This window comes from Sphingomonas sp. NPDC019816, from assembly GCF_050274375.1.
Classification (GTDB): domain Bacteria; phylum Pseudomonadota; class Alphaproteobacteria; order Sphingomonadales; family Sphingomonadaceae; genus Sphingomonas.
Genome location: NZ_JBNNOB010000034.1, coordinates 1 through 22,652, shown reverse-complemented (window position 1 = coordinate 22,652; position 22,652 = coordinate 1). Strand labels below are relative to the sequence as shown.

General features: G+C 62.9%; 13 protein-coding genes and 1 tRNA gene. 7 read left to right on the top strand and 7 right to left on the bottom strand.

Features of this window, described 5'->3' with window-relative positions; all coding sequences use genetic code 11:
• Window positions 1-63: 63 nt before the first annotated feature.
• Entirely contained in the window at window positions 64-270 is a 207-nt protein-coding gene (gene rpsU, locus ACQKJZ_RS07455; RefSeq protein ID WP_007404630.1) for a 30S ribosomal protein S21, read from the bottom strand.
• A 415-nt stretch (window positions 271-685) separates the two neighbouring features.
• Between rpsU and cysS the strand changes: the two genes are divergently transcribed.
• Window positions 686-2,143, top strand: coding sequence for a cysteine--tRNA ligase (cysS, locus tag ACQKJZ_RS07450; RefSeq protein ID WP_427730568.1), 1,458 nt, complete (start codon window positions 686-688; stop codon window positions 2,141-2,143).
• 14 nt (window positions 2,144-2,157) lie between these two features.
• On the opposite strand, the gene ACQKJZ_RS07445 is transcribed toward cysS, so the two are convergent.
• From ACQKJZ_RS07445 to ACQKJZ_RS07435, 3 genes are all read right to left on the bottom strand, one after another.
• On the bottom strand, window positions 2,158-2,472 hold the full coding sequence (locus tag ACQKJZ_RS07445) for a hypothetical protein (RefSeq protein WP_312488902.1): 315 nt from the start codon (window positions 2,470-2,472) through the stop codon (window positions 2,158-2,160).
• A 122-nt stretch (window positions 2,473-2,594) separates the two neighbouring features.
• Window positions 2,595-4,436 carry a methyl-accepting chemotaxis protein gene (locus ACQKJZ_RS07440; RefSeq protein ID WP_427730567.1) on the bottom strand — a complete coding sequence of 614 codons (1,842 nt, stop codon included), beginning with the start codon at window positions 4,434-4,436 and terminating at the stop codon, window positions 2,595-2,597.
• A gap of 102 nt (window positions 4,437-4,538) precedes the next feature.
• On the bottom strand, window positions 4,539-5,600 hold the full coding sequence (locus ACQKJZ_RS07435) for a M48 family metalloprotease (RefSeq protein WP_427730566.1): 1,062 nt from the start codon (window positions 5,598-5,600) through the stop codon (window positions 4,539-4,541).
• A gap of 194 nt (window positions 5,601-5,794) precedes the next feature.
• Here ACQKJZ_RS07435 and ACQKJZ_RS07430 point away from each other — a divergent pair, with 194 nt between their 5' ends.
• The 3 genes from ACQKJZ_RS07430 (at window position 5,795) to ACQKJZ_RS07420 (ending at window position 9,270) form a co-directional block, all read left to right on the top strand.
• Window positions 5,795-7,168: a class II 3-deoxy-7-phosphoheptulonate synthase gene (locus ACQKJZ_RS07430; RefSeq protein WP_312488905.1), complete on the top strand. Its 1,374-nt coding sequence runs from the start codon at window positions 5,795-5,797 to the stop codon at window positions 7,166-7,168.
• Window positions 7,169-7,290: 122 nt separating this feature from the next.
• Window positions 7,291-7,366: transfer RNA gene (locus ACQKJZ_RS07425), tRNA-Glu, on the top strand.
• Window positions 7,367-7,461: 95 nt separating this feature from the next.
• Window positions 7,462-9,270 carry a DUF6538 domain-containing protein gene (locus ACQKJZ_RS07420; protein WP_427730574.1) on the top strand — a complete coding sequence of 603 codons (1,809 nt, stop codon included), beginning with the start codon at window positions 7,462-7,464 and terminating at the stop codon, window positions 9,268-9,270.
• A gap of 249 nt (window positions 9,271-9,519) precedes the next feature.
• Here the strand turns inward: ACQKJZ_RS07420 and ACQKJZ_RS07415 are convergent, their stop codons facing one another.
• The 3 genes from ACQKJZ_RS07415 to ACQKJZ_RS07405 all read right to left on the bottom strand — a co-directional run bounded on the left by ACQKJZ_RS07415 (window position 9,520) and on the right by ACQKJZ_RS07405 (window position 12,324).
• Complete coding sequence (locus ACQKJZ_RS07415; protein ID WP_427730565.1) at window positions 9,520-10,794, bottom strand: DUF4427 domain-containing protein; 1,275 nt, start codon at window positions 10,792-10,794, stop codon at window positions 9,520-9,522.
• 95 nt (window positions 10,795-10,889) lie between these two features.
• A complete protein-coding gene (locus tag ACQKJZ_RS07410) occupies window positions 10,890-11,729 on the bottom strand; it encodes a hypothetical protein (RefSeq protein ID WP_427730564.1) in 840 nt (279 codons plus the stop codon).
• A gap of 274 nt (window positions 11,730-12,003) precedes the next feature.
• The gene (locus ACQKJZ_RS07405; protein WP_427730563.1) at window positions 12,004-12,324 is read right to left on the bottom strand and encodes a hypothetical protein; all 321 of its coding nucleotides are present in this window, start codon (window positions 12,322-12,324) and stop codon (window positions 12,004-12,006) included.
• A 408-nt stretch (window positions 12,325-12,732) separates the two neighbouring features.
• On the opposite strand from ACQKJZ_RS07405, the gene ACQKJZ_RS07400 reads away from it, so the two are divergent.
• The 3 genes from ACQKJZ_RS07400 to ACQKJZ_RS07390 form a co-directional block, all read left to right on the top strand.
• Entirely contained in the window at window positions 12,733-18,297 is a 5,565-nt protein-coding gene (locus ACQKJZ_RS07400) for a sacsin N-terminal ATP-binding-like domain-containing protein (protein WP_427730562.1), read from the top strand.
• Window positions 18,298-18,300: 3 nt separating this feature from the next.
• On the top strand, window positions 18,301-22,122 hold the full coding sequence (locus ACQKJZ_RS07395) for a hypothetical protein (RefSeq protein ID WP_427730561.1): 3,822 nt from the start codon (window positions 18,301-18,303) through the stop codon (window positions 22,120-22,122).
• A 3-nt stretch (window positions 22,123-22,125) separates the two neighbouring features.
• The coding region (locus ACQKJZ_RS07390) for a hypothetical protein (RefSeq protein WP_427730560.1) at window positions 22,126-22,652 on the top strand (527 nt) is incomplete at its 3' end.

The window sequence follows — 22,652 nt, the reverse complement described above, 5'->3', positions numbered from 1 at the left end:
TCGCAGGCCCACGACCGCCCCACACGCGGTGGAGCGATCATGGACCGAGCGATCGTCAGGCGATTACCGCGCCCCGTCGCGCTCGGCGCGCTTGCGCTCCAGCTTGCGGGCACGACGCACGGCCGCCGCACGCTCACGGGCACGCTTTTCCGAGGGCTTCTCGTAGTGGCGACGGAGCTTCATTTCGCGATACACGCCCTCGCGCTGCAGCTTCTTCTTGAGCGCGCGGAGGGCCTGGTCCACATTATTGTCGCGAACGATGATTTGCATAAAAACGAATTGCTCCGGCAAAACAGGATAAAGCGGCCGCAGAACACTGTGGCCGCATCGTGGGGCGCTCCTAGCAGGCACGGACAGGCAACACAAGCCATGGCCGGCCAATTCGCGACCGGATCGCCATTTCATCGAAAGGGGGCCGGCCGGGCGCGGCGCGATCGATGCCGGCTAGATGACACGAAAATTCATGCGGCCGCCATCTCCGTGCGATGAACGCGTCTGTAGGGTCGTGTCCGTCCGGCATGCCTCCCGTCGTGCCGGGCGCTGTTTGGCCCTTGACGCGGCTCTCCCCCGAACGCGTGAATGGCCCGACGCGGCGCCCCCTGTCGCCGCATTTGGCCCCGGTCCGCATGCCCACCGGACCGGGGCCCCTTTCCAGGGGCCGCCCGACATGGCTAAGGCAAAGCCCATGACCGCGCCCGCATCCCTGCCGAACCACTCGCTGATCCTGTATAACAGCCTGACCCGCGCGCCGGAGCCCTTCCGGCCGATCGATCCGGCCAATGTCCGGGTCTATTCGTGCGGCCCGACCGTCTACAACTATGCGCATATCGGCAATCTGCGCGCTTATGTCTTCACCGATACGCTGTCGCGCGTGCTGCGGTGGAAGGGCTGGCCGCTGACCCACATCATCAACATCACCGATGTCGGCCACCTGACCTCGGACGCCGATGCCGGCGACGACAAGATGGAAGCTGCGGCGAAGAAGAGCGGCCAGGATATCTGGGCGATCGCCGCGCATTACACGACCGCCTTCAAGAAGAATCTGAAGGACCTGGGCATCGCCGAGCCGACCAGCTTCCCGTTGGCGACCGAGCATGTCCCGCAGATGATCGACTTCGCCAAGGCAATCGAGGCGAAGCATTGCTACCGCCTGCCCGACGGCCTGTATTTCGATGTGACGACGGTGCCCGATTATGGCCGCCTCGCCCGACATCAGGAGGATGAAGGCGAAAGCCGGATCGACCCCGTCGCGGGCAAGCGTCACCCGGCCGACTTCGCCATCTGGCGCGCATCCGCGCCCGGCGAGAATCGACAGATGGAATGGGACAGCCCGTGGGGCCCCGGTGCGCCCGGCTGGCATCTGGAATGCTCGGTGATGAGCAAGCAATATCTCGGCGCACAGTTCGACATCCATACCGGCGGCATCGACCACCGCGAGATCCACCACCCCAATGAGATCGCGCAGAATCAGGCGCATGGCTGCACCGCAGAAACCGGCGCCAATGTCTGGATGCACAACAACTTCCTGGTCGACCGCACCGGCAAGATGTCCAAGTCGTCAGGTGAATTCCTGACGTTGCAGGCACTTGTAGATCGTGGCTTCCATCCGCTGGCATATCGCCTGATGTGCCTTCAGGCGCATTACCGCTCGGAGATGGAGTTCGGCTGGGACGGTCTCGCCGCCGCGCAGGTCCGTCTGAAGCGGCTGGTGCAGACGGTCGAGGGGCTGCGCGCCCGCGCCGACGCGCCGGTCAAGGGCGATGCCGCCGGCTATCGCGAACGGCTCGATGCCGCCGTCTCGGACGATCTGGCCACCCCGCGCGCGCTTCCGGTGCTGGACGAGATGCTGGGCGACAAGAAGCTGTCGCCCAGCATCCGGTTGGAAGCGTTGGCCGACTTCGACGCGGTGCTGGGGCTGCAACTGACGACGCTGACCCGCGCCGATCTGCGCACCCGGCCGGCGACCGCCAGCCTGGACGAACCCGCGATCGAGGCGCAACTGGCCGAACGCCGCGCGGCGCGGGCCGACAAGGACTTCGCCCGGTCGGATGCGATTCGCGACTCGCTGCTGGCCGCCGGGGTCGAGGTGATGGACGGCGATCCGCTCGGCTGGGACTGGAAGCCGATCATCGCCGCGAGCTAAGGCCGGCTGCTGCCTCAGCGGCGGCTGCGCGGGGAACGCATCCGCAGGCCGATGAACAGGACCGTCGGCCAGAACATGGTGTTGGCGATGTCGCCGAGCGTATCCGCCCAGCGCCAGGATCCGTAATGGAGGCGATCGAGGATTTCGTTGGCCGCCTCCGCCAGCGCGACGCAGGCCAGCGGGATCGGCGTCGCCAGCGACTTGCGGGTCAGGATGCGGGCGAGGAACAGGACGGCCATGCCGGCGTGAACGTGCAGCAGGCTGTCGGCCATGCCGGTCCCATCGCCGATCCATTGGATGAACTGGGCATAGCGTGCGGGGATATCCATCCCCGCCCCTTGCCGTGCGCGAACCGGACATACAATCCCCGCCCCGCCGGCTGCCACGCCCCCGCCCGACCGCCCTGTCCGATCACGGGCGGCCGGTCAGGCGGCATGTGCGATGGTCACCGTCAGAAGCTGCTCCAGTCGTCCTCGTCGTGCTTCAGCGCCAGATTGCCCTGCGACATGGGTGCCGCGCGTCGCATCGGTGCCGGCAACGAGGCCGGAGCCGCGCGTGGCGAAGCGACGGCCGGCGTGGCGTGGCCGGCATGGGTTCCGTCGATACGGAAACGGCCGATCTGATCCTCCAGCGAACGGGTCTCGGCCGACAGCGCCCGGACCGCCGCCGTCACCTCCTCGACCATCGCGGCATTGGCCTGGGTCACCCCGTCCATGTCGGTGATGGCCAGATTGACCTGATGAATACCCGTCGCCTGTTCCGAGGCATCGCCCGCGATCGCGGTGATAAGCCCCGAAATCTCCTGCATCCCCGTCGCGATCAGACGCAGCGATTCGTCGGTGCGGTTGGCCAGCTCGACACCGCTGCGCACCCGTTCGACCGTGGTGGTGATCCGTGCGCTGATGTCGCGCGCCGCCTCGGCCGAGCGCTCGGCGAGCGCCCGCACTTCGGAGGCGACCACCGCGAAGCCCTTGCCCGCATCGCCCGCGCGCGCCGCCTCGACGCCGGCATTGAGCGCCAGCAGATTGGTCTGGAACGACAGGCCGTCGATCACCGCGATGATCTCGGCGATTTCGTTCGACGAGCGTTCGATGTCACCGATCGCGGCGACGGTGCGCCGCACGACATCCTCGCTGGTGGTGACGTCGCCGCTGGCCTTGCGCACGATCGACTCGGCCGATTTCGCCTTGGTGGCGGCGGCGGTGACCGACTGGGCGATCTCGCTCATCGCGGCCGATGTTTCCTCAATGCTCGCTGCCTGCTGCTCGGCGCGGCGGGCCAGGTCATCGGCGGCCTGGTTCATCTCGACCGCACCGCTGGCGATGCCGGTGGCATTGGTGCGCACCGCCGCCAGCGCCGCCGACAGGCGCGACACCGCGCCGTTGAAATCGCGCTCGATCGCCGCATAGGAAGCCGGAAAGCCCGAAAGCTTGGGCGTCAGGTCGGAATTGGCGAGCTGGCCCAGCGCGTCGCCGATGCGCTCGACCACCTGTTGCTGCTCGGCATCGGCCTTGGCCTTGGCGACGGCGGCGTCACGGAACACGACGACCGCCCGCGACATGCTGCCCAGTTCGTCGCCGCGTTCGGCATCGGGCACGTCCACATCGTTGCAACCGCGCGCCAATGCATCCATCACCCCGGTCAGCGCCACGATGGGCCGCCCCAGGATGCGCGCCAGAAGGATCGACATGGCGAGCGCGATGCCCAGCACCGCGATACCACCAATACCCAGGCTCCACTTGCCCAGCGCCACCGCCGTCTTGCGCAGCGCACGACTGGCATTCATCCCCGCGACCGTCCGCGCGCGCAGATCGCGCAGCGGTTGCAGGATGACCGTCACTCGCACCTTCGCGGCATTGGCGCGAACCCAGGCCTGCGCGGCGAATCGATCCGACCGGGCAAGCTCGATCATCGGATCGCCGACCGTTCGACGCCATTCGTTCATCCGCGCATGCGATGCCGCGACGGCGGCCTGGGCCTGGGGATCGTCGGACAGCAAGCTGTCCAGCTTGGCCGCCGCTTCGGTCTCGGTCTTACGCGATTCGAAATATTGTTTGAGATACGCTTCGTCGGTGGTGATCAGGAAGCCGCGCATCTGGCTGTTCTCGCGCTGGACACCGCCCTCCATCTCCAGCGAGGCGGCATAGATCTCCTGCGCGCGCCCATTGGCGATGGTCGTGCTGTCGATCCGCGCCAGCGCCCACCATAGCACCGCCATCATCGCCAGCGCCGAGACGAGTACGAGCGCGAAGGCGAATCCGATCTTCTTGGGTATCGGCAATGATGACAGCATGGGGCCTCCCGGACCGCCGGAGGCCCAGCGCCCCGGTTCATGCCGTTCTTTAATCGGCGAACCGCCAACGGAAGGTTAAAGAGCCATTCCGGCCACTTAACGTCATCGCAGGGGCGTCGCGGCCGCATCGATCAGCGCGGGGTGATCGGGCATGGGCGCATCGGGGGGAATGGCGGCGATCTCGGCCGCGACGGCGTCGGCCCGCGCCGAGGAGGACGGATGCGTCCGGCTGCGGAAGATGCCGCCATCGACCTCGCCGCCATGTTCGCGCCAGAAGCGCACGGCATCCTGCGGATCGAAACCGGCGTTGCGCATCAGATGGACGCCCAGCAGATCCGCCTCGGTCTCGGTCTGGCGGAACAGGCGGCCATTGCGCCCGAATTCGGACAACAGCCCCCGCTTGACCCCGGCGGCATCCAGCCGATCACGGTGGTGAAGGATATTGTGCGAAAACTCGTGGGCGACCACCACCGCGATCATCCGGTCGTCGAAGCGTTCGAAAAAGCGCGATCCGATCTGGACGATGTCGCCATCCGCCGAGGCGGTCAGCCCCGGCCCCATCAGCATCTCGAAGCGCGAGCGGCATCCCGGCTGGGCCGCCACCATCACCTCGCGCCGATGCCCGTCGCGCAACAGGGTCAGCCGCAGGGGACGGTCCGCCGGCTCGGCCGCGATCTGGCGTTGCGCCGCATCGCGCGTCGCCGTGTCCGCCCGGTCCCGCCCCGCCGGTCGCACGCTGAACGGACGCCCGTTCACCGCCTCGATCGTGTCGTTCGCCGCTACTCCCGCCTTCGCCGCCGCGCTGCCCGGCACCACCGCCTCGACCGCGACCGGCCCCTCGAATCCGAAGAGCGCGGGCAACGACTTGCGCACGCCCGGATCATATTGGTCGATCGCATGGACGACGATGCCGGGCGTCGGCGCCGTGTCGCGGCACAAAGGCGCATTGGCCGTCGCCAGCCGCCACGCGATCGTCGCCAGCCGCAGGTCGGCGTCGCGCATCGCCTGGAACAGCGCCGCATCGTCCGTCTCTGCCACCGGGGCGGCAGCGGCGGAGACCGTCATCGTCGGAGCGGCGGCGGTGGCCGGCGCCTGGATCGGCGCGGCGAGCCAGACGGCGGACAGGGCGATCATCGCCGACGGACGGAGGAAGGGACGCGACATCGCCGCGTTGCTACCCGTTCCGGGCGTCCTCCGCAAAGCCGGTCGCCGCACGCCGCAACGGCTCGGCGCAAACTCGTATCACGCGCAACAAACGGCGCGACTTCAGGGGGTCAAACGCCAACTTCATTGCGCATGGCGTCAAATCGGCGCATGGCGCTATTTTCACCCGCAGTAGACAAGAGAGCAGGACGATCATGGCCGCGAACTGGGCCCCCGACAGCTGGACGAGCGCCGAAGCCCGGCAGCTCCCCGAATATCCCGACGCCCAGGCGCTCGACGCCGCGACGCGTACGCTGTCGAGCTATCCGCCGCTGGTCTTTGCGGGCGAGGCGCGCAGCCTGACCGCCGAGTTGGCCGAAGTGGCCGCCGGCCGCGGTTTCCTGCTCCAGGGCGGCGACTGTGCCGAGAGCTTTGCCGAGCATAGCGCCAACAATATCCGCGACACCTTCCGCGTCATCCTGCAGATGGCGGTGGTCTTGACCTTCGCCTCGAAGCTGCCGGTGGTGAAGCTGGGCCGCATGGCCGGTCAGTTCGCCAAGCCGCGCTCGGCCAATACAGAGGTCGTGGATGGCGTCGAACTGCCCAGCTATCGCGGCGACAATATCAATGACATCGCCTTCACGCCCGAAGCACGCATCCCCGATCCGCAGCGCATGCTGCGCTCCTATGCCCAGTCCGCGACGACGCTGAACCTGCTGCGCGCCTTCGCGCAAGGGGGGTATGCGAACCTGCATCAGGTGCATCGCTGGACCCACGACTTCATGGGCCGCAGCCCCTGGGCGCGTAAATATAGCGAGATGGCCGACCGGATCGGCGAGGCGCTGGACTTCATGGCGGCATGCGGCATCGACCCCGCCTCCGTCCCGCAGCTGGCGCAGACCAGCTTCTACACCAGCCATGAGGCGCTGCTGCTCCCCTATGAGCAGGCGCTGACGCGGCAGGACTCGCTGACCGGCGACTGGTACGACACCTCGGCGCATTTCCTGTGGATCGGCGACCGCACTCGCTTCGAAGGCTCGGCGCATGTCGAGTTCCTGCGCGGCATCGGCAACCCGATCGGCGTGAAGTGCGGGCCGAGCCTGGAGCCCGAGGCGCTGCTGCGCATGCTCGACACGCTCAACCCCGGCCGCGTACCCGGCCGCATGACGCTCATCACCCGCTATGGCCATGACAAGATCGAGGCGCATCTGCCCAAGCTGGTCCGCGCCGTCACGCGCGAAGGCCATCCGGTGGTTTGGTCCTGCGACCCGATGCACGGCAACACGATCAAGGCGGCGACCGGCTACAAGACCCGCCCCTTCGACCGCATCCTGGCCGAAGTACGCGGCTTCTTCGCCGTCCATCGTGCCGAGGGCACCCATGCCGGCGGCATCCATGCCGAAATGACCGGCCAGAACGTCACCGAGTGCACCGGCGGCGCGATCGACGTGACCGAGCAGTCGCTGGCCGATCGCTACCACACGCATTGCGACCCGCGCCTCAATGCGGGCCAGAGCCTGGAACTGGCGTTTCTGCTGGCCGAGATGCTCAACGAGGAGATGGCCGAACGCCGCAAGGCGGCCGCCTGATCGAGAAAAGGGAGCGGGGGGCAATCGCAGCCCCCCGCTCTTTTCACATTTATGATATTTCCTGGCGGAGAGCGCTTGACGCCCTCCCCCACCCCCGCTAACAGCGCCCCTCCACCGCAAACGGCCCCTTCGTCTAGCGGTCTAGGACGTCGCCCTCTCACGGCGAAAACACGGGTTCGAGTCCCGTAGGGGTCACCAGCACCCGCCAGAATGGCGGATTTGCGCGGTTTTGATGGTCTTCATGGACGCTTCACCCATCCTTGTGTACAAAGGATGCGTACAAAGTGATCCGCATGGCTGCTCCGTTCAAAGATCCTCGCACTGGCATTTTCTATTTCCGTCGGGTCATTCCTGAGGCGCTTCGGCCGTTCTTTGACGGCGCGTCGCGCGAGTACAAGCGGACCCTCGATACGCGCGATCCGGATGAAGCTCGTCAGCGCTACCACCCGCACGCCATCGTTTATGACCAGAAGCTGGCGGCAGCGCGGCGCAGCCTTGCCAGCCAGCAACTTCGATCGGCGCGATCCATGGTCGACGCCTATCTTGACGGCGTCAGCGACCAGCAACTGCAAGGCATGGCGCAGAAACTGGCGTCGCTCGAATTCGGTGCTTTCCAACACGCCCACGGCCTAACCGACCATGACCCCGGTTCGCGCTATGACTTCGGCAGCCCGCCGGAACGGCCTGACCTCCAAAACTTCGGCGACCGCAAGACGATGCTGGAGGCAGTGCCGGACTTTAGCCCGCTGCCTTGGCTTGAAACGCTACGGCGGATTTCCACTCTCCCGTCGCTGGATCCGATCGACTGGGCCATCCTCGCAATCGCGTTCAACAGCGGCATTGCCCAGCCAATCGACCCAGCGCTCTACGAAGCGATCGGCCAAGCCTTTCTTGACAGGCTTTCCGAGGCCTGCACGCCAAAGATCGATCCGGCCCGCACGCGCATCCTGCCATCCGCCATCACGTTCGGCGTGGTGCCAAGTACTCATCACGCGGCCGCAGGTCTGCAGTCGCCAGAAACCTCGTCGAACGCTTCGGTACCGACCATTACCAAGGTCTTCGAGGATTGGGCTGTGTCCCAGCCCCGCGAGCCCAAGCTCGTCGACGAATGGCGTACCGCGATTGCTCGGTTCGCCCGCCTGCACAACGATCCGCCCGTCGATACCATCACCGCGTCGATGGTCCGCACCTATCGCCGGACTTGTGCGGCGTTGCCGTCGCGTGTGGGCAAGGCGATCAACGCGCTTCCGCTGCTCGAGCAGGTGGAACTCGCCAAGGCGCAGGGGCTAAAAGTACTCGCGCCCGCAACGGTCAACAAGGCGCTGTCCGCCATCCGCGTGACGCTCGATCATGCCGTCGAAGAACTCGAAGTCATAACCGAGAACGTAGCGAAGACTGTCAAGTCCCTCCCAAAAAACGAGATCGAAGACCCTCGCCTGCCGTTCGAACCGCAGGATCTCGTCAAAATCTTCAGTGCAGAGCTTCCGAACAAGAGCGGTGTTGCACCCAGCACCCTGGCCTGGACTTTGCTCTTGGCTCCCTTCACCGGATGCCGGCTGGAGGAACTGGGCAAGCTGCGTCCAGGTAACGTCAGGACCTACGACGGCATTCCCTACATCGCGATCGAGCCAGATCGCCTGCGTGTCCGCGAGGAACAGGAAGGCCCAGCCAAGCGGATGAAGACCGCGAGTGCCAAGCGCGATATCCCACTGCACCCCATCCTCATAAAGGCGGGCTTCCTCGATCTGGTGGCCAAGCGAAGGAATGAGAATGCCGAATGGCTTTTTCCGGAACTGGACACCAACAAATATGGCAGCCGGACACAGCGCCTTTCGCGGGTGATGAACGACTTTCTGGATAGCATTGGACTATCAGACCCAGAACTGGTCTTCTACTCGTTCCGCCACACCGGCAAGCGGGCAATCCGGGGCAAGGCTCCCGCCGAAATAGTCGACCTGTTGTTCGGCCATGCCAATGGATCAGTCAGCACGCGCTATGGGCGCGGCGCGGACATGCAGGTGCTACGAGATGCTATTGAAAAGATTAACTATCCGGAGGTGGACTGGAATAACGCAGTCGAGCGCTTCATTACAGTAATCTAACAAAAATGATCGTGGTGATACCGACATTGAATCCGTGACGCAGAACGCCTCGGGCCCAGAACCGGACGTTCCGGACGCCCTGCACGCGTCCCAACTTCGGTCGTTCATTTATGTAAACCGGTCCGCTACCAGTAAGCGACGTATCGAGGACGCGGAACGATGAAAAATGGGACGAAGCCGTCGTTCCCAACTGTTCGGCCGAATGACGGCTTCCGTCCAAAGCAGACGCTCCAGCCAAGTGGTGGGTTTCTAAAAAACGCTAGAATCAAGGCTGCCGGTCCCGACGCCGCTGCTGTTGTAGATGAAGTCGTCATCTAGCGTATCGCCGAAATAGCGAACGCCCTCCGGGTCATCGCCACTGACTACGCGGTACGAGGTGGCGGACAATCCCAGGCGACGACGCAATTTTCGCGCAACTCGCTCGATCGCATCGACTTGGCGCTCCGTCGAGCTATCCCCTGAGCCGCTCGAGACCTCGATAAGATAGAAACCGTCCGTCGAGACCGTGATACGCCCCATGGCGACGAGCGCGCGCACGAGGGGATGTTGATTGCCACCAATCCAGAGCCAGCATTTGCCACACGGCAAGTCGCCGCCGCAATGTTTCCTAGATGCCTTCTTGTGGGCCTTGACAAACCACGCATCCAGCTTGGCGATACGGGCACGTGCTCGCTTCTCGGACATTGCGAAAAACGGCGCGAGATCGATCGCATATTCCGCGACCTTGCGCTGCATCTTCTCGTAATCCCGCAACTCCCGCCAATCGGAGATGGTTTCGTACGCAAGGACGAACTCGTAATGATCGGCCGCGATGTCGCCGCGATCAACCTTCGTGAGGATGTCCCCGACGACCCACCTTGCCTGCTCCTGATTGGCTACGATGACGCCGAGTCCAGCCATGTCGGGATGATCGAGGTCTAGCCCGGGCAAATCGTCGGAGTGTGCGGGAGGTAGTCCGTCCGGGTCTCGCCACGCTCGCCCTTGGAGGGGCCAGCGCCACTCGCGCTCGTGCGACCAGTCGGGTCTGCCTTGGTGTCCGTCGAACGCGGCGTAGCGATACTGCTCGTGCCTCGGCAAGACGCCGTCCGGGAGCATTCGCGCGCCGTCTACCTCGACTTTTGCCGGAGGTGGTGTCCCTGTAAGACCATAAATGACGGGTCGAGCGCCGATTTGAAATAATGCTCGTTTCGGCAACACGATGGCGAACGGGCTGATCGCCTCTCCCCGCAGGTTCCGCGCAAGCGCTGTTTCGATGAATGCTGCGATCGGCATTTCCGTAAAGCAAACCGCCGGACGCGGCCCATATATCGTTCGCCCGGTGGTACGAAAGGACCACGTTGCCCATAGCCTGCCCTGACGGATCGCGTGCCGCTGGAGGAAGTGCGCCGAGAGCTTGTCATCGTCGTCACGCGAACCATAACCCCACCATTGCGGCGTCTGGGGTGCGTCGTCGTGGCTCAGATCAAGATCGCGAAAAATGTGAATCAGGCGATCAGAGAGGTCGTAGCGACGATTGTTGCGCATTCGTTCAGCCCTATGACGAAATGTTCGCTGGACGCAGGTCTCGTGTCGAATAAGCCACTCCGGCGGGCGCGACGTCCACGTCGCAACGCCGGAAATTATGGGAAAAATTCATCGAGCGCGATCATCGGATAGCTGATCCCGAACTTGTCTTCGAATGCCTGATCACGAAGGTCGAGTGCGCCGCGCCAATAGTGGATTTGTGAAGGGTCTACATCGTCACCGGGGGTCACTTCGAGAATGCCACGGGTTGCGAACGTAGTTTTGTCGAAAAATCCATATTGTATGGCGCCGCCAACGCCGGGAACGGTCGGGTCGTCGATTACTTCCTTGAGAATGCGCAGTAGATCTCTGGAGGTGGGGGACCGTCCAAGCGCGTCGACCTTTGTTCGCGCCGACGGTGCGCCGTTGCCGATGAACATATGAGATGGTTGATCTGAAAGGACTTCCGTGAGCGTATGTTCCTGTGTTGCGCCCTCCCCGGATTTAATAACCTTGGTCTTGCAGATGAAGGTACGATAATCGCCTTGGACAGGGCACAGGCCGGCAACCACCAGATCAACGAAGCCGGCGTCAAAAATCGCAGCAGTTAGCCGCAACGTGATAATCTTGTAGGCCTCAAAGATCAGGCCAGCGGTATCGGCGAAGCTGACGCCGTGCCAGCCCGGGACTGCCTGCAGTTCCCCAAGTATGCCCGAAAGAGATTCCTTCATAAACACCGATCCGGACCCACTCCCGGCGAAGCAGAACGCGACGTCGCCGTCTGCGATAACCGCCCCCCGGTTCGCTCCCTGATCCGCGCCCCTGATACTGTAGTACTCGCGACTGATTTTGATGGCGATATCTGCCCGAGCGCTGCCAAATGAGAGGCGACTGTCCGCCGCCATGTGCACAGTGTTGTTATTTCGCCAGATTATGCAAAGTGTCATGTCGAACATTCTTTCACGTCTGAGCGGCAGATGGGGATTGTAATCGCACCGATCAGGATCGGCTCGATCTTGGCTTGACCATATGTACCTCGCCGATCGGTTTAGGAATCGGTTGAAGCTCAAGATAGAAGCGTCGTGATGGAAATGGTGGACCTCAGGTTACGATATCACCGGCCGGTGACCGAGATTAAGAGAACGACCGACTCTGATCGATAGCTACTCCACCCAATAACACCCAACTTCGGCGGGTCGTTATTTCGCTAGGCTTCCACTCCCCCCGGAGTCACCGAATACTCGGGCGCGACGGCTCCTGAATCTCTGGCCGGGCCTTTCGCACGTTGTCCAAAAGAGCTTCTCCCGCCTTCGTCAAAATGAAAGCGTTTTCCTCAGCAACGACAAACTCTTGCGTAACGAGAATTTTCAACACTCCGCCAAGCAGTAACTGATCCACTTTTGGGAACACCCGAAAGCACTCATTATTAAACCAATCAATGGAACGGCGACGCCCTTCCGCACTTTCCAGGCTACCGAGGACAAACAGGATCGCCTTTGGCATTGCCTGATCGATCAAGGCCTCGCCAGCCTCCCCGGGGAAATCGAACATGTAGACGCCTCCACTGCTAACGATGGTTCAATCGATGAACTCGGGTTGGGACCGTCGGCATTCGAGTCGACGATCCCAACGTCAGAACAGCTGATCAACGCCTGCCGCAACGACACCGCCGCCACCCGACAGTGAGGTCGACGCAGTTCGCCTGCATTCTTGGCAGCGACCCGCCACTTCGAAGCCTTATAGGCAGCTTTCGGCATGAGCCGCCATAGGCAGCGCTAGATTGGAATGGCGTATTCTGATCGTGTGTTGCCGGTCGTTCGTGGGACATTTCTGCCATTCACGGCTCGGCCGGCGAATGTCGGTTTCCGACAAGAGCCGACATTCGGGCGTTCGGCCGCGGGAATTGGTGGACAGCCCATAAGCTCAAGAGCATGACCGGGGTGCGGATAGGGGGTGGCGTTGAGCGAAGCGGATTTGCAACAGGCGCCGGCGATCGCGAATGAGCGCGTAGTGGAAGAGACACCGGAACAGGCGATCGAAGCGCTTGCGGCGGGCAAACTCACATCGTTTCGTGGCACCGTGGATCTTGAGACCGGTGATTATTTCGACGATGTCTATGCACAGAATCGCAGCCTGACACAGCATGTTGCAGCTGACTATCACGGCCGCTTCCTGATCGAACTGATTCAGAATGGAAGCGATGCCCACGACAGCGAGCAGCGCGACGGTGAGGTCGAGGTTATTCTCGACCAACGCGAGGGGCAGTTCGGCACGCTTTATGTCGCCAATCGGGGACGGCCCTTCAGCCATGACAATCTGAAGGCGCTGACCCGAATCGCCATGTCGAACAAGCCGCCGGGGGAGGCGATCGGCAACAAGGGGCTGGGCTTTCGCAGCGTGAGCCACGTCTGCGACGCGCCGGAGGTTTACTCTCGGCGAGAGGAGGGCGGCCCGCTCCCTCGTTTTGATGGCTTCTGCTTCACGTTCGCGCGCCCGGATGCGTTCGAGGGATTGCTCGCCGATCCCCATCTCGCCGAACTCGCCAGAACCGCGCTGCCGATCTTCTTCCTTCCACAGGTCCTGAAGGATCAAAACGACACCGTCCGCGACTTCGCGCGCAAGGGCTTCGCATCCGTCATTCGGCTGCCGCTGCGCGACGCCGCCGCGCACGATGATGCGTTTGCGGAAATCCAGCAGCTCAACGACGATAGCGCGCCTCTGCTTTTGTTCCTGGCACACCTTAGCAAGTTGACCGCCCGGATCGTCGATCGAGACGGCGGTGAGGCGCACGGTAGGTCCCTGTCACGGACGGAAGCAGGCCTTCCCGGCGCCCCAGTGGCAGCGACGATCGTCACGCTCGAGAGCTCTCGCTGGTTGGTACTGCGAGCGGCGGTAGCGGAAGAGAAAATGCTGGAGGCGATCCGCCACGGCATCGAGACAACCCAGCTTCACGGATCCTGGGATAGCTGGTCGGGGACGGGCGAGGTTGCGCTTGCGCTCCGCCTGGACGCCGACATCACCGCGCCGCGCCTCTACACCTATCTCCCGATGGGGGAGGGCGCTGCCGCGCCGCTGCCGGCGCACCTTCACGGAAGCTTTTTTCCAACCTCTAACCGCAAAGCGCTGGATGCGAGTGTCGCGCTCAATCGGCTTTTGCTTGGTGAAGGTGCCGGGCTCGCCGCCCGAAGCCTGTTTTGGCTGACGACATTTCCGTTGGACGAGACCTACGCGCAGAACTGCTTGTTTCCAGCTGAAGAGCGCGGGCGCGTTGCGGTCGATCTGTTGACCTGGACCGATCCGGACAGCCTCGTGGTTGGCAAGGGCACGCCGCGCCTGGGTCTATCGCTTTTGGTCGCGCAGCAGATTGCCGAGTTGACCGAGGTTGAGTTCATTCAGTCGGGTGTGATCCCCTGCGTCGCTCCGACTGCCAAGGAGCCGCAGCGGATGGTCTGGCGCCACCCGAATGCCGCGCGAGCACGTTTCCCGGAGTCCGACACATTTTCGGTAGCGGTTGTGTCGCGACATTCAGCCGCAGCAGGCGTCGCATTGATTTGGCCGGGCCTGCGTGCGTCGCGGATCTCGCGCCTTGTCGAGTTTCTCAAGGAGCACGCGCTGGGCACGTTCCGGGAGGCCATGAGCAATGGCGAGAAAGGCCGCATCGCGGCAAGTATCGCCGGCACTTTGAAGGCGCGCCCTCGTCCGGCCGTTGCACCATGGACCGCATTCTACCGGGATTTGCCGGCCTTCGTCGATCAGGCGGTCGCGCTGACTGGGCTTCCAATCATTCTTTGCGACGATGGCACGGTGCGCGCCGATGGCAAGGCGACCGATGCGGATGACGATGTGATCGAGACGCGGCCACGTCGTCGGCGAAAGCGGGGCGAGCCAATCGCACCCTCTCTGTTCTTTCCGCCTGCGCCTCGGCCCGCGGGAGAAGAGGGTGAGCCCGCAGAACTCCTAAGCGTACCGACCCAGCTAGAACGCTATTTCGCGTTCGCGTCGAACGCGCTTCCTTGGCATGGCGAGTTGCGAAAGACCCGGGAATATCTCGAGGCTGGCCTCGTTTCGGCTTACGACGGCGATGCGGTGCTCACCCGGATTGCGCAGGTCGTCCAGGCTGATCCGACGATCGAACAGGCGATCGCGGGCCTGCGATGGGCCTTTTCGATCTGGCGACGAACAGAAGAACTGGGTCGATCGATCACGATCGACAAGCGCTATCGCCTGCTCGTCCCGACGATAAACAACGACCTGATCGCGGCATCGGATGCGATTTTTTCCGAAACGTGGCCCGAGGATACGCTCGGACGCCGGCTCGGCGAGTTTCTGTCGAGTGCGCCGAACGATGTGCCGGACCTCATCACGTTCAAAGGGAAGCGCCTCGCGCCGACCGGGCACCGGGCGTTCAAGGGCACGCGCATCGGCCAATGGACGCGGTTCCTCTCCGCGCTCGGTGTGCGCCGCGGGCTGCAGAGCTTCGCGCGTGAAGGCATGGACACAGCCACCGCAGGCCAGATCAAAAGCTTTGAGTTTGCACGCAAGATCGGTCTGAGCGATGCGGCCATTGAAGAGTGGCGGCGCGACTTGAAGGTCCACAAGTCCCACGCGCTGAACTTCTCCTATAACACGCAGCATCGGTTCTCGACCAAGATCTGGTGCCTGCCGGGGCAGAACGATCATCAGCGCTTTTCTCCGGAATGCCGCGAACTGTATGCTGGACTGGTCATCGAATGGGCCGCCGCCGTTCCAACGGATCAACTCGTCACAAACGTGCATCACACCTACTACACCTCGGATTCCCGAGAATGGTCGACGCCAGCTGGTGCCTTTCTGCGTAGCGCCGAGTGGATGCCTGCCGAGGAACCGTCGGCCGATGGCGGCCGCCGAGGGCATTACCGCCCTTCGGAAGTCTGGGTGTCGAACGGTATCGAGCGATACCCGTATTATCTGCGGCAACTGACCGCCCGGACGGCGCGAACGCTAGATCGTGCTCCACCCGAGGCGGCCCAAAGGCTGAAGAAATTCTCGCTTCTTAGGACCCTCAACCAGTCAGGCGCTCAATTCCCACAGCTCCGCTTTCTGGCCCAGCAATATGGGGCGGGAAGCGTCAGTCGGCACTATGAGCCGTTTTTGACGAACCTCTACAACACGACCTGGAAATCGGCGGCGGATCGCCACGCGGTCGAGCCCCAGTTTCCCGCCACGCCTGATCCAAAAATGCCGCTTCTCGTCCGAAAGGCAGGCGAGTTGATGGTCGTGGAGCCCGGTGCGACGGGGGCGCCGCCGGTATATGTGCGTGACACCGACGATGAGATCGCCGCAAGCCTGATCGGCCCTCTGGGCGGCGCCATGCTGGACGTGAAAGGCGCCGATCGAACAAGGATCGGCAATCTGCTGAGCGCGATTTATGGTCGCAAAGTCACCCGCCTATCCGCCCTGCAATATGATGTCCGTGTCGATGGCGCCGGCATTGAGACGCTCGAAGCTGACAGGACCGCCATCGACCTGTGCCCTTGGCTGCGGCCGATGCTCGCGATCGCGCTCGAAGGCGTACGCGGAACGGCTGCATCTCAGTTGCCAGCCGACCGGTCGCCGCTGCTCGCGGCGCTTGCCAACGTGCGGGTGCAGCAGGCCGGACGCGTAGAGTTCGAGATCAACGGGACGAGTTTCCCGCATGCGACCGATAAGCCGGCCGTGAATTTTCGAAGGGCGGATGGAATCCCGATCGTCGTCATCCTGAACCAATCGGTCATTACCTGGGGTGCGCTTGATCGCTGTATTCCGGCAATCTGCGAGGCGATCGATCTCCCTGTGGTCGCCGCGGACATGCGGCTGCTGGCGAACAGCCTTGCCCAAGAGGGCGAAGCCATCGATCGCATGGATCTGGACCAGGAGGGTATCGACAGGCTCTGCCGCACGCTCTTGCTCGACGATGGCGCTGCTGCGTCCGCCCGAAACCTCATGGGTGAGCGGCTGGATCTACGTATGCCGTGGATCCGCGCCGCGTTCCACTATGCCGGGGGGCGGGCCGCCGTCGACAGACTTCATGCGCTGGAATTTGTCTACGGCTCGGACATGTCAGCCTTGATTTCCGAACTTGAGCCACTGGGTGAGGAAATCGGCCTTAGTATCCCGGAGGTGATCGAGAATTGTCGTCGGGCGTTCGCAACTGATCAGTTCCAGGAACTGCAGGAGTTCAACTTCGCCCGCTTCAACGTTAGCCTCACCGAGACCGGCAGTGAGCCCGTCACCCACCCAGCACTCCACGCGACATTGCTTTCGCAGTTCATTGCCGGGCATGAAGCCGAGATCCTGCTCTCGCTACGTAACGGTGTCGCAGCAGAACTCACCGCTGGAAGCGCCGCGCCCAATTATGCTTCTCTGCGTGATGGCCTCCGCGCGCTGGTGCCCGATCCGGAATGGTTGACCGAGCACGTCATCCTGCCGGATGACCTGCTCCTGAGCTTCATTAAGGCATGGCTGACCCGCGCAAAAGCGCCTGATCTCGGCTCGAATGATGCCGGCCTTTCGCCTGTCTTCGAGGTACGCGCAGCCAATCAGCGAGCGATTGCGCAATTCGCCACCACCGCGACGCCTTTGGTTAGAGCCTGGCATCTCGCCAAGGGCGTGGCTCTCCCCGAATCCTGGCGGGATGCCGGCTCTGCGGAGACCCATTTGCGCAACGCCCTGGACAAGGCGGGCGTAAGCGACTTCCGCCTTCTCAGCAGCGACGACATTCTGAAGTGGTGCGCGGACTTAAAGCTCTGGCCCAACGGAATGGTGGCATCGCTCGACCGCGAGACGTTGGGCATTCCCGAGTCCGAGATTGCCGCAGCTCGAGAGGCATCGAGGCGCGAAGCCGACGCTCGCGCAGCACAGGCCAGGTCGGTTCGCTTCAATGGCCGTGACGAGGATCCCCAGAATTGTGACTGGAGCGCGATATCGGCGGAAATCGGCGATAATCTCTCCCGTTCCGTCAAATCCGCCCGGCTTGGTACCATGGCCAGCCTTGCGGAGGTGAAGGCCCGGCAGCCCGGTCATCGAAATCCGCCGATTGTGCCTCGCAATTCGGATGCGCCGTCCCGGATGCCGCAGGAGAAGAAGGATATGATCGGCAGGCTCGGTGAGCTTGTCGTTTATCACTGGCTGAAGGATCGCTTGCGCACGCAGGACATCGATAAGGCATGGGTATCGAAGAATGCGACGCTCCAGATCGGCGCGATCGCGTCCGACAGCCTCGGCTACGATTTCGAGGTGGAGTATGATCGTAAGACCTGGCTGATCGAGGTCAAAGCGAGCCAAGGGGACAGCTGCCGGTTCGAAATGGGGGAGACCGAGGTCCGTGCGGCCCGCGAGGCGGCCAAGCCGCGTTCGAAAAAGCGCTACGTTGTCGCCTATGTTGCCGACCCGGCGACCCCGTCATCGACGCGCATCGACTTTCTGCCTAACCCGATGAGCGAGGAGGCCGACGGCGTTCTCGACCTCCTTGGGGAAGGTGTGCGCTTCGGCTTTAGGCGGCGCTGAGCGATGTTCACGGTCGAACCCGACGAGATCAAGGATTTTACGGGCGAGCAGCTCGTCGCCTTGCTGCGCCGCCTTCTCTATGCGGAAGCCCGAAAGGCCGGTGTCCCGCTTCGCGGTGTCGAAGTTCCGCTGCAGATCACCGTGGCCGATGGCGGCCAGGACGGCAGCATTAGCTGGAAAGGTGGCAACGCCTCCACCGATTATCTCCCAGGGCGCGACATCGTCTTCCAATGCAAGGCCAAGGACAGTGGCGACGCGCAATGGAAGCGAGAGGTCTGGACGAAGCCCACCCAACCGCCGCGCATCAAGGGCAAGGAACTGAGTGATGCCGTAAAGGGCGCACTCGAGCGCGGGGGAGCCTATATCGGGATCACCGCCAAAGCCCTTGTCAGTCCTAAGCCAGCCGATCGGGTCAAGGCGATCCGCGAGGGCATCGCCGTCGCCGGCGGTGATCCTGACCTGCTCTCCGCAATCGAGGTCTATGAAGGTAACAGGCTCGCCGCCTGGGCGAGCTCCCATCCCGCTGTTGCCGTCTGGGTCAAGCAGATCAACGCCAATATCGATCTCGCCGGCTTTTCGACGCTCGACCATTGGGGGAAACGCACTGGCATCGCTACGCCGGCATTCATCGACAGTCCTGAGCGGAAATTCTCTCTTGGGCCCAACGACGCTGACTCGATCGACTTCACGCAGCTCGCAGACCGGATCGCTGACGAGCTGGATCTCCCTCAAACCTGCGCGCGCATCTGGGGCGCCTCAGGCATCGGCAAGACCCGCGCGCTCTACCATGCGCTCAGCACCAGCACAGGCCTGCTTGGCGGTCTGACGGCGGCGAACTTTATATTCTGCGACTTCCTGGAGGTGGGCGACGACCTATGGAAGGTCGCGAACCAGATCGTGAAGGAACGCTCGGTCGCCGTATTGGTGGTGGATGGCTGCCCCCTTGCTGAAGCCCGCCGGCTCAACGACATCGCCCGCGCCGAGGACAGCGGATTGCGCATCATCACAGTCGGTGCCGATGGTGTCGATCACGACGACCATTGTGTTATGGTACGGCCGACGCAAGCCGATCGATCAACGATCCGCGGCATTCTGAAAGCCGGCTTGCCAAAAGCAAAAGGCGACGAGCTCGATTATCTTGCCGAGTTTTGCGACGGCTTCCCGCGGATCGCCGTGCTTGCAACCGAGACCTACGAGAAGACGGGCATCCGGAAATCCGCGGACGACGTGGCTCAGCAGATCCTCCTAGCGGCCGGAGCAGATCGCGAGACCGTGCGGGCACTTGAATGCCTCTCCCTTTTCGAACGGCTCTCGCCTGACGAAAATCCGGATGCTTTCGATGATATCGCGGAGACGCTCGTCCACATGAAGGGCGAGCTGATGTACGAGAATCTCGTCATCGCTGCCGGACAGCATCTTGTCGCGCGCAATCAAGGGACGATGAGCGCGAAGCCTCGGCCGATCGCTGATTTTCTTGCGCTCCGACGGCTAGATTATCTCCGGCCGTCGACAATCATCGGTTTTCTTGGCAACGCGCAAACGCATCACCGAGACGCGATGCTGGCACGCTGGCGGTATCTCGCCCGTTCGCGGACGCTGAGCGATGTCATCCACCTGCTGCTGCGCGGCTCGTTCGCCGACGCGAATATCGTCAATCCCGAGATCGCCCCCTACCTTCCCGCGTTCGTCCATGTAGAGCCGGACCGGATGGGGGCCGCCCTTTATCGGGTCATTGGGCATCCATCGCTTGATGAAGTGGCGAGCATTACGGTAACCGACGAGCTCGTGGAGGCACTTCGCCTTCTTGCATCCCGCCAGAACAGCTTCGCGCCAGCAGCGCAAATGGTGCTGCGGCTCGCGGCCGCCGCCCCGAACGAAGGCTCGCTGCCGATCGTGATATTATTGCGGCAGCTTTTCCAGGTTGCCTTGGCTGGAACGCAGGCCGACGATCGCAGACGCCGCGCCGCGCTCGAGCAGGCTTTGGAAGAGGACGATCCCCGGATCCGCCGAGCGGGCGTTGTGGCGCTTAGCGCGATGATCCAGATTCATCTGTCGCGCCCCGACGATTTCGAGCAAATCGGAGCGGAGCCGTACCGGCCCGAATGGGCGCCGGACGACCACAGCACGGTCAACGCGTATTTTGATTGGGCGTTGCTCCGGTTACTCGATCTCTGGCGTAAAGATCCTGCGCTTCGCACCACGATCGAGGAGCAGGTCGCCTCCGATATGCGAAACCTCCTCGTGCCCGATCTTCTGCCCACGCTTCAGGCATTCATTGAGGACGTCGTCGCGGTGTCAGGGCACTGGTTCGGCGCGACAAATGGCATCGGGGACTGGCTCTATTTCGATCGGCCGGAAAAGCCGACGGAATTCTCCGTGGCCGTCCGCGCGCTCTTCGACACGACCCTACCGGGCGACCCGGTTGATCTGATGCGCCTCCACAGCCGGTTCTGGATGTCCGACCTTCGTGATCCAGACAAGCGTTACGCCGAGGATCACGCGGACCCGGATTATGAATATTCGGCTCGGCGCGTTCAATCGCTGACCTCGGAGATTGCTCAGGATCCTGACCTGCTGGGGCGTGCTGTGCGGGCCATGGCGAGCGAGGAAATGAACACTCCCCAGGTGTTTGCCCACGCCCTTGCAGCCGCAGTAGACGATCCGCTGGGCGTCTTTGAGCAGGCGGTGGCGGTTCTCGATGCCAGTGGGTCGCGGGCGGGAGCGAGCTTTGTCGGCTATCTTCTCGCAGCTCTCGATCGGAGGCTGCAAGATCAGCCGGAAGATGTCGCCGCGCTCGAGGCCATTGCCAGGGGGTCCGAGGTGCTGGCAGCGAACCCGGTCCATATCATGGCTTCGCTTCGGATCACCGACGAGCGGCTCGACGCGATTGCAGACGAGGTGCGGGAGGGTAAGGTCAGGCCCGGTCAGAGTGTCGTTCTGTCCCATGGCCGCGGTTTGGAGCAGGTTACGCCTGCGGCGCTGGGCCGCTTCATCGACGCACTGGTCGATCGTGCAGACGATGGCGGTGCGTGGGCAGCACTCGAGATTCTGTCGATGGTGACTCACGGCCAGAAGGCCATCACCGACGAGATTGGCGAACTTGTGAAGCGCGTCATCCTCTCACCGTCGATTGCTGATGGGGACGACGACGGGTATGCCTCTAGCGCCGACTATAATTACGATCGCATGCTAAAGCTGCTCGACGCTTCTGGCGCGATCGACAGCGATTTCGGTCTGGCCTTTGCGGAGCAGGTTGTTGATGCGTGCCGCACGTCTGGCTCACGTCGGGGTGGTCGCTCAGATCCGATGCGCGTGGGCTTGGCAGTTGTCGTGAGGCGCGCGCCTGCTGAAGTCTGGTCGGTCTTTGCCAGCTTCTATGAAATCGCCACGCGAGTGGAGCGTGAGCGGTTGGCCGATGTGACGTCGGCAACGAAGCGCTTTGCCTACGACGTCTCGCGGACCGGGCCGGGTGCCCTCTTCGATGTTCCGCTGAAGATGATGCTCAACTGGGTCGCGGGTGATCCGGATAGCAGGATCGCATTCCTGGTCTCGTTCTTCCCAATCCTCGAGGAGAAGGAAGGTGCCTTTAGCTGGCATCCGGCGCTCCGGACGCTCGCCAAGCGCTACGGCCGTTCAAAGCGGTTCCGGGACGCGCTGCGCTTTCGCATTTACCCAAGCTCATGGGGAGGGTCGCTCAACCCGCATTTGACGAGCTTCACCGCGCCGCTTGCCACATGGGCCGAAGACCGAATCCTTGGTGATTGGGCGAGCACGATGCTCGACAACGTTACCCAGTCGTTGGAACGCGACTTTTATGGGCGCTGACCTATGAATTCCACGATGGATGTCGTGGCAACCAACATGAGCCAGCAACTCTTGCGGCTCATGATGAGTGCTCTCGACTTCCGCCATGCGCTCAGTGCAGCGACCTTCCTGCTTGAGGACTGCGACTGGTCAAGAGACTACCGAACCGAAGATCGTCGGCGGTTCCGCTGTTATGAAACGACGATGGTCGTCGCTTATGGCCGCCCGTTTGCTCAGGCGCGAGGGCATACGGTGCCTTTTAGCTGGAAGCTGATCAAGCCGGGCTTCGAGTTCGATGCGGGCGAGGAAGCGCTTCATGAGAAGCTGCTCGACTGCCGCAACAAGCTCTATGCCCACTCGGACGGAGATCATACATTGGTCGTCCCCGAGATCTGGAGAACTCGTCTGCCCGAAGGCGGGGAGCTCGACTTCCTAGCGATCGTCGGTGGCGAAAGCTGGACTTGCCCCGGAAAAGTGGAGAGTTCCCTTGAGGTGAAAGGCGAACTCGATGACGAAGCAGCGACGTTTCACGAAGGAATTCGAGGAGGAAG

Excerpts from the sequence above, each read along its gene's own strand:
- rpsU (WP_007404630.1), bottom strand. The coding sequence starts at position 270 with ATGCAAATCATCGTTCGCGACAATAATGTGGACCAGGCCCTCCGCGCG.
- cysS (WP_427730568.1), top strand. The coding sequence starts at position 686 with ATGACCGCGCCCGCATCCCTGCCGAACCACTCGCTGATCCTGTATAAC.
- ACQKJZ_RS07445 (WP_312488902.1), bottom strand. The coding sequence starts at position 2,472 with ATGGATATCCCCGCACGCTATGCCCAGTTCATCCAATGGATCGGCGAT.
- ACQKJZ_RS07440 (WP_427730567.1), bottom strand. The coding sequence starts at position 4,436 with ATGCTGTCATCATTGCCGATACCCAAGAAGATCGGATTCGCCTTCGCG.
- ACQKJZ_RS07435 (WP_427730566.1), bottom strand. The coding sequence starts at position 5,600 with ATGTCGCGTCCCTTCCTCCGTCCGTCGGCGATGATCGCCCTGTCCGCC.
- ACQKJZ_RS07430 (WP_312488905.1), top strand. The coding sequence starts at position 5,795 with ATGGCCGCGAACTGGGCCCCCGACAGCTGGACGAGCGCCGAAGCCCGG.
- ACQKJZ_RS07420 (WP_427730574.1), top strand. The coding sequence starts at position 7,462 with ATGGCTGCTCCGTTCAAAGATCCTCGCACTGGCATTTTCTATTTCCGT.
- ACQKJZ_RS07415 (WP_427730565.1), bottom strand. The coding sequence starts at position 10,794 with ATGCGCAACAATCGTCGCTACGACCTCTCTGATCGCCTGATTCACATT.
- ACQKJZ_RS07410 (WP_427730564.1), bottom strand. The coding sequence starts at position 11,729 with ATGTTCGACATGACACTTTGCATAATCTGGCGAAATAACAACACTGTG.
- ACQKJZ_RS07405 (WP_427730563.1), bottom strand. The coding sequence starts at position 12,324 with ATGTTCGATTTCCCCGGGGAGGCTGGCGAGGCCTTGATCGATCAGGCA.
- ACQKJZ_RS07395 (WP_427730561.1), top strand. The coding sequence starts at position 18,301 with ATGTTCACGGTCGAACCCGACGAGATCAAGGATTTTACGGGCGAGCAG.